Consider the following 12,142-nt stretch of genomic DNA (forward strand, 5'->3'; position numbering starts at 1 on the left):
AATAAGAAATGAGAGATATAACTGGTGGTGTTTGTGCACCTGAAGGATTTGTAGCCAATGGCATACATGCGGGGATGAGAAAAAATAAAGCGAAGAAAGACTTAGCTTTGATTTATTCAAAAGAGCCATGTATTGCAGCTGCAACCTATACACAGAATAAGGTAAAAGGTGCACCATTAATTGTCACCAAGAAACATTTAAAAGATGGTATTGCCCAGGCTATTATTTGTAATAGTGGAAATGCGAATACATGTAATAGTAATGGCGTAGAACTTGCGACAGAGACATCAGAACTCGTTGCTAAGGAACTTGGCATTAAAGAAGAAGATGTCATTGTGGCATCGACAGGTGTCATTGGCCAGCCAATGGTCATTGATCCCTTTAAAGAACATATGCATGAACTTGTGGCAGGCTTAAAGAAGGATGGCTCTGATGATGCAGTGCATGGCATTATGACAACGGATACACAGCCTAAAGAATATGCGGTAGAATTCGTAATTGATGGCCAGATTGCCCATATTGGCGCGATTGCGAAGGGCAGTGGGATGATTCATCCCAACATGGCTACAATGTTGGCATTTGTGACGAGTGATGTTGATATTTCCAAGGAAATGTTGGACATTATGATACATGAAGTTGTCAACGATACATTTAATATGGTCTCTGTGGATGGTGATACATCCACAAATGATATGCTTTGTGTGATGTGTAATGGTCTTGCAGGTAATAAGAAAATTGTCTTTAAAGACCATGATTATCAGGTTATGGAAGATGCGCTTTTCTATATCTGTGAACAACTCTCAAGAGGTATTGCGAAAGATGGAGAAGGTGCGACAAAGCTGTTGACATGCAAGGTTTCCCATGCCAAGTCTGTCTGGAATGCGAAAGCTGTCGCTAAGAGCGTCATTACTTCTTCACTCTTTAAAGCTGCAATGTTTGGCAAGGATGCTAACTGGGGGCGTATTCTTTGTGCGATTGGCTATGCACCAGCAGATGTTGATGTGAACAAGGTTGATGTTCATCTACAATCAACAGTAGGGGATCTCTATGTTTGTCATAATGGTATGGGTGTAGAATTTGATGAAGAATTTGCGACAAAAGTATTAAGTGAAGATGAAATCATTATCGCAATTGATCTCAATGATGGTGACTATTCAGCTACAGCATGGGGCTGTGATCTCACATATGACTATGTCAAAATTAATGGTGACTATCGAACATAGGAGGAAAAGAAAATGGCTACGAATGCAATATTAAAAGCTCAGATTCTTTCAACAGCCATTCCTTATCTCCAAGAATATCGTGGTAAGATTGTTGTGGTGAAATATGGCGGTAATGCGATGATTGATGAAGATCTTATCAACAATGTCATTGATGATGTTTGTCTGATGAATCTTGTAGGCATTAAAGTCGTACTTGTGCATGGAGGTGGTCCTGAAATCTCCCATGCCTTAAAACGCGCCCATATTGAATCCAAATTCATCAACGGTCTTAGATATACTGATGCTGATACAATTGATATTGTTCAGGAAGTATTAGCAGGCAAAGTAAATAAGAATCTTGTCAAAAGAATACAAGCCAAAGCCAATAAAGCTGTTGGACTTTCGGGAATTGATAATATGCTTCTTGAAGCTCAGCCAGTTAGCGAGGAACTAGGTTATGTAGGAGAAATTACAGCTGTGCATAGTGAGTTAGTAGAAGCTTTGTTGGAGAAAGGATATATTCCTGTTATCGCAAGTGTCGGAATGGATGCAAATGGTAATTCCTATAATATTAATGCCGATACGGCAGCAGCTGCCATTGCCGCTAAGCTTAATGCTGAGAACTTGCTTGTCGTATCAGATATTCCTGGTTTGTTGGAGGATAAAGATGATGAATCTTCCCTTATTTCAGAAGTCACAATCAGTGATGTCGATCAGCTTGAAAAAGCTGGCGTGATTGCTGGTGGTATGATTCCAAAGGTAGAATGTATTGTCAATGCGCTTAAGAGCGGTGTGAAGAAGGCTGTTATTATTGATGGACGTTTACCTCATTCTATTCTGATTGAGATTTTTTCTGATGAAGGTTATGGCACATTATTTAAAAGGGGATAACCCCTTTTTTGTCTCTATGTATAAAAAATGTTGTCATTTTCATAGAAATTACGTGATAACACTTTTTTCATATATTGAAATTTACATTGATATCGTTATAATAGAGAAAAAAGGGTGATGATGAGATGAAAAATGCAGCGATATTATTAGCGGATGGTTTTGAAGAAATAGAATGCTTGGGTACTGTTGATATCTTAAGAAGAGCTGGTATTCAGGTTGATATGATATCGATGAATGAAGAACTTGTTGTTGTGAGTGCAAGAAATATCATGGTGCGTGCTGATAAGAATTTCAATCAGATGGCTTCATATGACATGATTATTCTACCTGGTGGTGCAGGAGCATGGAAGCTAAGAGATGATGATCGTGTGATTGCTTTATTGAAGGATTATGATCATGATGAAAAATATATTTCGGCTATTTGTGCAGCACCAATGGCTTTAGGAGCAGCAGGTATTGTTGAAGGAAAAACGGTGACAAGTTATCCTGGTGAAGAGATTGAAAGCTATTTGAATAATACGCATTATGTTGAAGATGAAGTTGTCACTGATGGCCATATTACGACATCACGTGGTCCAGCAACAACATTTGCCTTTGCCTATCGTCTTGTCGACTTGCTTGGTGGCGATAGTGAAGCACTTAAGGAAGGCATGCTTTATAATAAATATTTAAAAAAATAAGGAGAAGATATAAAATCTTCTCCTTTAAAATATACAAAATAAAAAACCTCTCATAAGAGAGGTCATTGTCCAATGGTGACGGATACGGGATTCGAACCCGTGAATGCATGCGTGAAAGGCATGTGAGTTAACCGTTTCTCCAATCCGCCACTAGATGGCGCCTCAAGTAGGACTCGAACCTACGACCCCCTGATTAACAGTCAGATGCTCTAACCAACTGAGCTATTGAGGCATGTCCCCTTGGACCTCACATAATATAACATGGATCAATATCCTTGTCTATAAAAAAGTGAAAAAGTTTATGCAAAAGTTTCAAAGCAAAATGACAAAGAGATCCGAGGAGGATCTCTTTGCCCAAGGGTAAATATTGATAAAATACAACGAGGTAAGAAAAGACAAAACTATTTTGTGATAAATTCTGGATAAGCCTGTGATCCATGTTCACCAATATCAAGACCGCCAAGTTCTTCTTGAGCACTCGCACGTAAGCCCATAGTCTTAGCAATGACCTTGAACATTATGAAGCTTGTAATACCAACCCATAGCACAACAGCAGTAATACCTAATAACTGAATACCAAGCTGTTTAAAACCACCACCATAGAATAAACCAGTTACTGCTGAAGTCACCGGTGTTTTTGTGGCAAATAGCCCAACAGCAATTGTTCCCCAGATGCCATTGAGGCAATGCACACCAACAGCACCGACAGGATCATCAATATGGAATTTCTTATCCAATAATTCAATACCAAAAACAACCAATACACCTGACACAGCACCAACAATTATAGATCCATAATAATCAATCACATGACAACCAGCTGTAATAGCCACCAAACCAGCTAAAGTACCATTTAATGTCATAGAAATATCCGGTTTACCATAACGATACCAAGTGACAAACATTGTCACAATTGTAGCTGTGCAGGCAGCTAAATTTGTCGTCAAGGCAGTATGACCAACATAGGTTGCAGCTTCTAAAGAAGAACCAGGGTTGAATCCAAACCAGCAGAACCACAGAACAAAGACACCTAAAGCACCTAAAGGAATATTATGACCAGGGATGGCATTGGAAGAGCCATCCTTATTATATTTACCAATACGTGGGCCTAAGGCAATAGCACCCATTAAAGCAGCAACACCACCAACAGTGTGAACAGCAGCACTACCCGCATAATCCACAAAGCCTAACTTTGCGAGCCAGCCACCACCCCAGATCCAATGACCGGAAACAGGATAGATGCAAAGAGAAATAATCAATGTATAAAGTAAGTAAGCTTTGAATTTTGTGCGTTCAGCCATCGCTCCTGATACAATCGTTGCCGCTGTTGCACAGAAGACTGTCTGGAAAAAGAGATAGACAGTTGGTGATAAATCTTTAAAAGCTTGTAAGTTCAAGCCTGTTGGATTGATGAATCCGCTTGTTCCTATAATCCCCCCGGCATCATTACCAAACATCAATCCAAATCCTAAGACAAAGAAAGCAATAGAACCAATACAGAAGTCCATTAAGTTCTTCATGAGAACATTGTTGGCATTTTTGCTTCGCGTAAAGCCTGTTTCAAGAATAGCAAACCCTGCCTGCATGAACATGACCAAGCAGCTTGCTACAAACACCCATACGATGTTGATTAATCTTATTGTGTCCATATGTATTCCCCCCAATTCATATCAAACCTTATAAAGCATCTTCGCCCTTAGCGCCAGTACGAATACGCATTGCATCTAAGCATTCATAAACGAATACTTTGCCATCACCAACATTACCAGTTGGTAATACATCGGCAATTCTCGCAAGAATCGTATCAACCTTGGCATCACGGACAATAACTTCGACTTTCATTTTTGGTACCAGGTTCACATTGTAGACAACACCCCTATATTGTTCTACATAACCCATCTGGTTACCATAGCCCATTACGTTAGAAATATTCATACCTGAAACTTTCATGTCGACAAGAATTTTCTTCAAGTCTTCAAACTTCTCTGGTCGAATAATGATTTCTAGCTTTTTCATATTACCCCTCCTTCTTGAAAAGTTATTCTCATTATAATAGAAAACTATCAATACGCAATACAAAATTATCAAAATGATACAAAATTATCAATTATGAAAATCATAACAAAACCTTAAAAATCCATTGACACCATAATGTCAATTTGATATTATAAGTGAGCATTCGGTGACGGGAGCTTAGCTCAGTTGGGAGAGCGTCTGCCTTACAAGCAGAGGGTCAGCGGTTCGAGCCCGTTAGCTCCCACCATTTGTATTAATTGTATATGCCGACTTAGCTCAATTGGTAGAGCAACTGACTTGTAATCAGTAGGTTGTGGGTTCAATTCCTATAGTCGGCACCATTCTTGGGGAGGTAGCGAAGTGGCTAAACGCGGCTGACTGTAACTCAGTTCCTTTTGGTTCGATGGTTCGAATCCGTCCCTCCCCACCATCCTTGCCCTGGTGGCGAAATTGGTAGACGCACGGGACTTAAAATCCCGCGGACTTCAAACTCCGTGCCGGTTCGACTCCGGCCCAGGGCACCATCTTTGGTGTTGCGGGTGTAGTTCAATGGTAGAACTCCAGCCTTCCAAGCTGACTACGTGGGTTCGATTCCCATCACCCGCTCCAATAACAAAAGTCGAACACAGCTACAAAATAGTTGTGTTTTTTTATACTCTAATCCTCTATTAAAAAGTTGAAATACCAAGGGATAACACGGTTTTCTAAGCTAACAATGGGGTTTCGATTCTCATCAACCCATCCATTAAACCCTAATCGAAAACAACTATAATAAGTTTATATACTTTCATATCTTAATTAAAAAGCTGTAACACATAAGTGCTACAGCTTTATTTATGCCTTTTTGCCCGATTTAATAAAAGGATCGCGCCAGAAGACAAAGAGAAGATAAGCAGTCATTATGAGCCAGATGGATGGTTCACAGAAAATAACAGCCATATATTTGAATTGTGGTATAAAGAGGATGACAAAGATAACTTTACCAATAAACTCAATTACACTTGAGACAAGGGGAAGGAGCTTTTGCCCAATACCTTGCAGGGCACTTCTTGTCTGCATAAGAATACCTAGGACAAAGTAGTTTGGAGCAACAATTCTTAAATAAAGTGATCCATTACCTACAATAATAGGATTATTTGAAGAAGAGATAAAACGAACCATACTAGGTGCTGCAAACAATAAGATAATCGTTAATAATGCCGCAACAATAAAATCATAAATATAAGCATCACGCATACCTCTTCTAATACGCTGAGGATTATTGGCACCTTTATTCTGTGATATAAATGTAGCAATCCCCTGCCCCATGCTTGTAAAAGGCATATTACAGAACATATAGAGCTTTCTTGCTGCTGTATGACCTGCAATGACATATTGTCCTAGACCGTTGATGCCTGATTGAAGAATGACTGAACCAGAATTGACGATTGCGGATTGCATGGCCATTGCATAACCCTGTCCAGCAAGATCTTTATAGAGTTCAGGATCATACTGGAAATCACTTCTTTTAGGAACAAGGATGGGTGTAGCTTTGATAATATAAAGGAAACATAAAATAACAGAAATACCTTGAGCAATCACTGTCGCAATAGCTGCACCAGCAACACCCATATGGAACTGGGTGATAAACAAGATATCTAAGCCAACATTCAACAATGATGAGAAAATCAGGAAGACAAGGGGCATGAAGGAATTGCCGATAGAACGCAATATACCAGCCGCAAGATTATAGGCAAACATTACTGTTAAAAAGAGTATAATCCAGAATATATAACTATAGGCTTCATTAAAGACAGCCTGAGGAACATTGATGGCATGCATTAAAGGCTTAATGCCAAGCAGGGCAATAAGCGTAATACCAATAGAAGAGAGAATGCCAATCACAATCGCTCCTGCCACACTCTTCTTTAAGAGCTTCTCGTCTTGGCTCCCATAAGCTCTTGCCGTTACAATCGCAAGACCATTCCCAATGCCTAACGCAAAGCCGTTGATTAAGTCAAAAACAGAATTGACTGAACCAATAGCGGCTAAAGAATGATCACCTAAGAATTTACCAACAATAAATGTATCCATCGTATTATAGAATTGTTGGAAAATAGAAGAGATAAGAATAGGTATCGCAAAAAGGACTATGCCTTTAAATATAGGACCATGAAGCATATCAATACTTCGGTTTTTTCTTTTTATCTGTTCCATAAAAACCTCCAATAACATCATTATTATACGCTTATAAATATATGATATGTGTTTTTTTCTCAATTAGAATTTTTGCATTTCTTTTTCATTAGCGTTAAAATAAAAAGAAAAAGGAAGGTGAAACTATGGCAAAATTATTATATCAAGGCCATGGCAGTTATCGTATCACTTCCGATAATGGTATTGTAGTTTATGTGGATCCATATGCAGGAGAAGGCTATGATGTCCCTGCGGATTTAGTGATTGTTACACATGAACATAGTGATCATAATCATACAGAACTTGTGAGACTAAAAGAAGGTGGCGTTATTATTAGACATGCCGACCTCCATAAAAAGAATTATTCAATATATAACTACAAAAATATCATTATTGAAGGCGTACCTGCCATGAATGCACATCATAATCCAGATGATTGTGTTGGATTTATTATGGATATTGATGGAATAAGAATCTATGGAGCGGGAGATACTTCCTATTTTGAAGGTATGCAATATTTTAAGAATCTAGATTATGCCATCCTGCCAACTGATGGAATTTATAATATGGATATGGCAGAAGCAAGCAAAGTTGCAGATCTACTTGATACAAAGTATGCGATTCCTGTACATATGGCTCCAGGACATCTCTTTGACAAAGAAAAAGTCAAAGCATTCAAAACAAAAAAAGCCTTGGTTCTTCAACCAGGGCAAGAAATTACATTAGGCGCTTAGGCGTCTTTTTTTATATGGCGTGGTAATTGGACAATAAAGGTAGTGATATGATCATGACTTGTCATGAAGATCTGGCCTTTATGCATTTCAACAATATTTTTAGCGATTGCTAAGCCTAATCCTGTTCCACCAGCATTCGTACTTCTCGCTGAGTCGGCACGATAGAATTTATCGAAGATATAAGGCAAATCTTCGCTAGAAATCGTATCTCCCTCATTCATAATCTTAATCGTTACTGTCTTCTCATCACCAATAACGACTACTTTTAACTGGGAATGATCATAACCATATTTTAAAGCATTAGAAAAGAGATTATCAAACACACGTGCTAATAACTGTCCATCCCCAATAACGAAGAGATTATGATCTTTAATAGAAAGAATAGGTTCAATATCATGTTCTTGAAACAACAACGTATATTCATCAGTTAATTGAAGAATAAGTTCAGATAAATTAATAATATTTAAATTCATCTTAATCTTAGCATTATCAAGCTTAGTAAATTCAAATAAATCATCCATCATTGACTTCAAGCGTAATGACTTATTATAAGCAATATGTGCATAATTAATAATATCATCATGAGAAAGATTTTCACTCGTACCAATCAAATCAAGATAACCAATAACGGAAGTTAATGGAGTACGTAAGTCATGAGCTACATTCGTAATTAAGTCATTCTTTTGCTTTTCTGCATTACGTTCTGCTTCATAGGCTATTTGTTCATTTTCACGTAGGATTTTTGCTTCCTTTTCCTTTTCATGCAAGGTGTTACTTAAAGCATTAATATTTGCTGCTAACATCCCTAATTCATCATCATATTCAATCTCACAACGTGCATCATAATCACCCAATGTCACATCCTGAATCGTCTTATTAAGAGAATTAATATAGCGTAATGTAATATTCATAAGTTTAAAGAATATGGAAATAAATAACCCATATGTAATAACATAATTCAGTACAAGACTGGCATTATCACTAATATGAATAAATTTCACCAATGTAATACCTAAGTTCACAATCGAAGCTACGGCAGTAGCGATAATATAACTCAGAGTAACATTAATAAGAATACGCCAACGGAATGATGAAATGAAAAGGCTTCTTAATTTTGCAATCATATTGTAAATTTATAACCAATACCCCAAACTGTCTTAATATGACGTGGTGTTCTTGGTTGCCTTTCTACTTTCTCACGTAATTTTCTTATATGAACCATAATGGTATTATTCGCATTTGTAGGCTTTTCATGCCAGATTGTCTCAAAGATATCTTCAGTTGAGTAAACCTTTTCAGGATTGCTGGCAAGTAAGACAAGGATGTTATATTCAATACGAGTAAGTCTCACTAACTGACCGTTAATAGTGACTTGTTTCTTATTCGTATCAATAATTAAATCATTCGCATTAATGACACCATTATTCTCTTCAATAGGCTTATTGAGAACGGTAAAACGTCTTAATTGACTCTTCACTCTTGCAACAAGCTCCTTCGCATTAAATGGCTTACCAATATAATCATCAGCACCCTTCATTAACCCTTCAACCTTGTCATCTTCAGATGTCTTGGCAGAAAGGAAAATAACAGGAATATTATACTTGCTGCGAATAAGCTCCAAAGCCTGCATACCATCAATTTCAGGCATCATCACATCTAATATAACTAACTCAATATCATAATCTCTAATATCATTTAAGATATTAGTAGCATCATAACGCTTATGAACAATATAACCTTCCTGAGATAAATAAATTTCAATCAGATCACATATCTCTTTTTCATCATCAACAACTAAAATATGAGGTGTATCCATCATTCAATCCTCCTTATGTCAATGATAATTGTAATTAATAAATTAATCAAGCAATCATTTCTCTAGACATAGGAATTGTCTAATGAATATGAAGTGTTAAATATCAATAAGGTGAATTTAACACGCCGTGAGCAAGAAATCCCCCACCTCTATAGGTGGCGGGATGAATTGAGATAAACACGGCGTTTTGTTGACTTTCGTATCCTGCAGTATTATAATATAAATACAATCAGTCGTAATTATTAGAAAGGCAATAAATACAATGCAATTAGACACAAATAATCATTCGGTATTTATGCTGCGTTATCATCTTATCATGTGTGTAAAATATCGTAACAAGGTGATAGATGATACTATCTCTGACCGTCTGAAAGAGATGTTTGTAAAAATTGCCCCTGCATATAACATTACGCTGGAGGAATGGAATCACGATACAGACCATGTTCACATTCTGTTCAGAGGCCAGCCGAATACCGAAATCAGCAAGTTCATCAATGCCTACAAATCAGCGAGCAGCCGTATCATAAAGAAGGAATTTCCTGAGATACGCAAATCCTTATGGAAAGAGATGTTCTGGTCACAGAGCTTCTGCCTGCTGACCACAGGCGGGGCCACAGCAGATATTATTAAGCAGTATATAGAGTCACAGGGAGGGAAGGATGGCAAACAAGGCAATTAAGTACAGGGTATATCCTACAGCTGAACAAGGCACCATGTTCTCTAAGACCTTTGGCTGCTGCCGCAAGGTCTATAATCTCATGCTTTCTGATAAGATTGAAGGCTATAAGGCAACTGGCAAGTTTCCTGCTGTAACGCCTGCCCGGTATAAGGATGAATATCCTTATCTCAGGGAGGTAGACAGTCTTGCCCTTGCAAATGTACAGCTCAACCTGCAGGCTGCTTTCCGTAATGCTTTTAGCAAGTCTCGCAAGAAGAAAAACGGATTTCCTAAGTTCAAGTCTGCAAAGCACAGCCGCAGGTCCTACACGACAAACAATCAGAAAGGGACAGTTGCGATTACAGACAGTAAGTACATCAGGCTTCCTAAGATCGGCAAGGTAAAAGCTGTCATCCATCGTATCCCTGACAGCAGCTGGATTATCAAGTCTGCTACTGTATCTCAGGAATCAGATGGCAAGTATTATGTTTCTGTGCTTTTTGAATTTGATAAAGCGGGAAATACTTATATAGCGGATAAAGCCAATGCCATTGGACTGGACTATGCCTCTGACGGCTTGTACGTAGACAGCAACGGTAATGTGGGTACTAATCACAAGTATTATCGTGAAAGCTATGACAAGCTTGCCAAGGCACAGCGCAGACTGTCCCGTATGCAAGGCTCTAAAAAGCATGAAGATAAATCCAATAACTATATCAAGCAGCTTCGTAAAGTAAATAAAATTCATAGACACATAGCAAATCAGCGTCTGGATAACCTGCATAAAATATCTGCTGAGATAGCCAATCGGTATGATGTTGTATGTGTGGAATCTCTAGACATGAAGTCCATGGCGAATCGCGGGTTCGGCAACGGCAAAGCGACTCTGGATAACGGATACGGCATGTTTCTTGACATGCTTGAGTATAAGCTATCCGATAGGAACAAGTATCTTGTCAAGGTGGATAAGTGGTATCCATCATCACAGATATGTCATTGCTGCGGTGCATTGCATCCCGAGATGAAGGATTTATCTATCCGCAAGATGACATGTGACTGCGGGCTCACGATAAGCCGTGACCAGAACGCAGCTATCAATATCCTGAATGAAGGCTTGCGACTGCTTGCCGGGGCGGCCTAGAGCTAAATATTGCAGTAGGGATGGAATAGCCCGAACTCATACGCCTGTGGACATTGTGTAAGACGCTGAGCTGCGTAACATCGCAGCCAGCGCAGTAGTGGCTGAAGCAGGAAGCTCCGACTTCTATAAGTCGGAGTAGTTCACTATATGTTGTTTATGGATAATAAAATGTGTGTATAGACTGCAAAACATCCCTCTTCAACTTTCCCTATTTATTCTCAAAGCATTTGCCAATGGTCAAACTGTTGCATCATGATGATTAAGGATTATATAAAATGTTGTTGAGGACAAAATGAGAATGAGGGAAAGGCTGGATATATTGATTATTAGCTATAAAAGACTTATATTTGTGTTGCAAGCATATAGTGCAAAACGATGGGATAAGAGTTGCGCCTCTTGTCCCATCTAGCTTTTTACGAGCGCTTGTCTCGGGCATGTTTTATAGCCATAGCGACCTGCTTTACGCAAATCTCAAATGCCTTTTCAACAACCATAAAAGCAGAAGCATGTAGTGCCCTCCTTTCCTGCCACAAATCGGAGGCGAAGGCAAGACTCTCTATATATGTATTCGTCAGAAAATGCCTTATTTCTTACTGAAAATTTCATTTTTTCTTTTATGGAAAAGGCTAGATATATTGACTATTAGCTATAAATGACTTATATTTGTATTGCAAGCATGTAGTGCAAAACGATGGGACAAGAGTAGCAGCTCTTGTCCCATCTAGCTTTTTACGAGCGCTTGTCTCGGGCGTGTTTTATAGCCATAACGACTTGCTTTACACAAATCTCAAATATCTTTTCCACGACCAACTTAATGACCGTTTCCAAG

The 12,142-nt window shown here is 38.5% G+C and carries 11 protein-coding genes and 7 tRNA genes; 11 read left to right on the top strand and 7 right to left on the bottom strand.

All coding sequences use genetic code 11. The features are described 5' to 3' along the window. Positions 1–8: 8 nt before the first annotated feature. From argJ to FYJ79_RS05310, 3 genes are all read left to right on the top strand, one after another. On the top strand, positions 9–1,223 hold the full coding sequence (gene argJ, locus FYJ79_RS05300) for a bifunctional ornithine acetyltransferase/N-acetylglutamate synthase (protein WP_154515187.1): 1,215 nt from the start codon (positions 9–11) through the stop codon (positions 1,221–1,223). 12 nt (positions 1,224–1,235) lie between these two features. Next, the gene (gene argB, locus FYJ79_RS05305; RefSeq protein WP_154515189.1) at positions 1,236–2,093 is read left to right on the top strand and encodes an acetylglutamate kinase; all 858 of its coding nucleotides are present in this window, start codon (positions 1,236–1,238) and stop codon (positions 2,091–2,093) included. Between the two features lie 125 nt (positions 2,094–2,218). Then, on the top strand, positions 2,219–2,773 hold the full coding sequence (locus FYJ79_RS05310; protein WP_154515191.1) for a DJ-1 family glyoxalase III: 555 nt from the start codon (positions 2,219–2,221) through the stop codon (positions 2,771–2,773). 73 nt (positions 2,774–2,846) lie between these two features. Here the strand turns inward: FYJ79_RS05310 and FYJ79_RS05315 are convergent. From FYJ79_RS05315 to FYJ79_RS05330, 4 genes are all read right to left on the bottom strand, one after another. Then, positions 2,847–2,922 (bottom strand) — tRNA-Glu (locus FYJ79_RS05315). Between the two features lie 6 nt (positions 2,923–2,928). Next, positions 2,929–3,005: transfer RNA gene (locus FYJ79_RS05320), tRNA-Asn, on the bottom strand. Positions 3,006–3,174: 169 nt separating this feature from the next. Continuing rightward, entirely contained in the window at positions 3,175–4,422 is a 1,248-nt protein-coding gene (locus tag FYJ79_RS05325; protein ID WP_154515193.1) for an ammonium transporter, read from the bottom strand. Between the two features lie 28 nt (positions 4,423–4,450). Further along, positions 4,451–4,789 carry a P-II family nitrogen regulator gene (locus tag FYJ79_RS05330; RefSeq protein ID WP_154515195.1) on the bottom strand — a complete coding sequence of 113 codons (339 nt, stop codon included), beginning with the start codon at positions 4,787–4,789 and terminating at the stop codon, positions 4,451–4,453. A gap of 171 nt (positions 4,790–4,960) precedes the next feature. On the opposite strand from FYJ79_RS05330, the gene FYJ79_RS05335 reads away from it, so the two are divergent. The 5 genes from FYJ79_RS05335 (at position 4,961) to FYJ79_RS05355 (ending at position 5,398) form a co-directional block, all read left to right on the top strand. Continuing rightward, a tRNA-Val gene (locus tag FYJ79_RS05335) sits at positions 4,961–5,036 on the top strand. An 18-nt stretch (positions 5,037–5,054) separates the two neighbouring features. Then, positions 5,055–5,130, top strand: a tRNA-Thr gene (locus FYJ79_RS05340). Positions 5,131–5,135: 5 nt separating this feature from the next. Then, positions 5,136–5,219: transfer RNA gene (locus FYJ79_RS05345), tRNA-Tyr, on the top strand. 5 nt (positions 5,220–5,224) lie between these two features. Continuing rightward, a tRNA-Leu gene (locus FYJ79_RS05350) sits at positions 5,225–5,313 on the top strand. 11 nt (positions 5,314–5,324) lie between these two features. Next, positions 5,325–5,398: transfer RNA gene (locus FYJ79_RS05355), tRNA-Gly, on the top strand. Between the two features lie 225 nt (positions 5,399–5,623). On the opposite strand, the gene FYJ79_RS05360 is transcribed toward FYJ79_RS05355, so the two are convergent. After that, the gene (locus tag FYJ79_RS05360) at positions 5,624–6,985 is read right to left on the bottom strand and encodes an MATE family efflux transporter (RefSeq protein WP_154515197.1); all 1,362 of its coding nucleotides are present in this window, start codon (positions 6,983–6,985) and stop codon (positions 5,624–5,626) included. A 125-nt stretch (positions 6,986–7,110) separates the two neighbouring features. On the opposite strand from FYJ79_RS05360, the gene FYJ79_RS05365 reads away from it, so the two are divergent. After that, positions 7,111–7,698 carry an MBL fold metallo-hydrolase gene (locus FYJ79_RS05365; RefSeq protein ID WP_154515199.1) on the top strand — a complete coding sequence of 196 codons (588 nt, stop codon included), beginning with the start codon at positions 7,111–7,113 and terminating at the stop codon, positions 7,696–7,698. Here the strand turns inward: FYJ79_RS05365 and FYJ79_RS05370 are convergent. Both FYJ79_RS05370 and FYJ79_RS05375 read right to left on the bottom strand, forming a co-directional pair. Beyond that, positions 7,695–8,822 (bottom strand): sensor histidine kinase, encoded by a 1,128-nt coding sequence (locus FYJ79_RS05370; RefSeq protein WP_154515201.1) that lies wholly within the window; start codon positions 8,820–8,822, stop codon positions 7,695–7,697. The genes FYJ79_RS05365 and FYJ79_RS05370 overlap by 4 nt on opposite strands. Then, on the bottom strand, positions 8,819–9,514 hold the full coding sequence (locus FYJ79_RS05375) for a response regulator transcription factor (RefSeq protein ID WP_033163301.1): 696 nt from the start codon (positions 9,512–9,514) through the stop codon (positions 8,819–8,821). The genes FYJ79_RS05370 and FYJ79_RS05375 overlap by 4 nt, the downstream gene beginning before the upstream one ends. A 262-nt stretch (positions 9,515–9,776) precedes the next feature. On the opposite strand from FYJ79_RS05375, the gene tnpA reads away from it, so the two are divergent. Both tnpA and FYJ79_RS05385 read left to right on the top strand, forming a co-directional pair. Next, positions 9,777–10,193, top strand: a complete 417-nt coding sequence (gene tnpA / locus FYJ79_RS05380; protein ID WP_154515203.1) for an IS200/IS605 family transposase — start codon at positions 9,777–9,779, stop codon at positions 10,191–10,193. Further along, on the top strand, positions 10,174–11,313 hold the full coding sequence (locus FYJ79_RS05385; protein ID WP_154515205.1) for an RNA-guided endonuclease TnpB family protein: 1,140 nt from the start codon (positions 10,174–10,176) through the stop codon (positions 11,311–11,313). Before tnpA ends, FYJ79_RS05385 begins: the two co-directional genes overlap by 20 nt. Positions 11,314–12,142 lie beyond the last annotated feature (829 nt).

This window comes from Sharpea porci, assembly GCF_009695655.1.
Taxonomy (GTDB): Bacteria; Bacillota_I; Bacilli_A; order Erysipelotrichales; family Coprobacillaceae; genus Sharpea; species Sharpea porci.

Bases quoted from the DNA above. Each gene is read 5' to 3' on its own strand.
- FYJ79_RS05370 (WP_154515201.1), bottom strand. From the start codon at position 8,822: ATGATTGCAAAATTAAGAAGCCTTTTCATTTCATCATTCCGTTGGCGT.
- tnpA (WP_154515203.1), top strand. From the start codon at position 9,777: ATGCAATTAGACACAAATAATCATTCGGTATTTATGCTGCGTTATCAT.
- FYJ79_RS05375 (WP_033163301.1), bottom strand. From the start codon at position 9,514: ATGGATACACCTCATATTTTAGTTGTTGATGATGAAAAAGAGATATGT.
- FYJ79_RS05325 (WP_154515193.1), bottom strand. From the start codon at position 4,422: ATGGACACAATAAGATTAATCAACATCGTATGGGTGTTTGTAGCAAGC.
- FYJ79_RS05310 (WP_154515191.1), top strand. From the start codon at position 2,219: ATGAAAAATGCAGCGATATTATTAGCGGATGGTTTTGAAGAAATAGAA.
- FYJ79_RS05365 (WP_154515199.1), top strand. From the start codon at position 7,111: ATGGCAAAATTATTATATCAAGGCCATGGCAGTTATCGTATCACTTCC.
- argJ (WP_154515187.1), top strand. From the start codon at position 9: ATGAGAGATATAACTGGTGGTGTTTGTGCACCTGAAGGATTTGTAGCC.
- argB (WP_154515189.1), top strand. From the start codon at position 1,236: ATGGCTACGAATGCAATATTAAAAGCTCAGATTCTTTCAACAGCCATT.
- FYJ79_RS05360 (WP_154515197.1), bottom strand. From the start codon at position 6,985: ATGGAACAGATAAAAAGAAAAAACCGAAGTATTGATATGCTTCATGGT.
- FYJ79_RS05330 (WP_154515195.1), bottom strand. From the start codon at position 4,789: ATGAAAAAGCTAGAAATCATTATTCGACCAGAGAAGTTTGAAGACTTG.
- FYJ79_RS05385 (WP_154515205.1), top strand. From the start codon at position 10,174: ATGGCAAACAAGGCAATTAAGTACAGGGTATATCCTACAGCTGAACAA.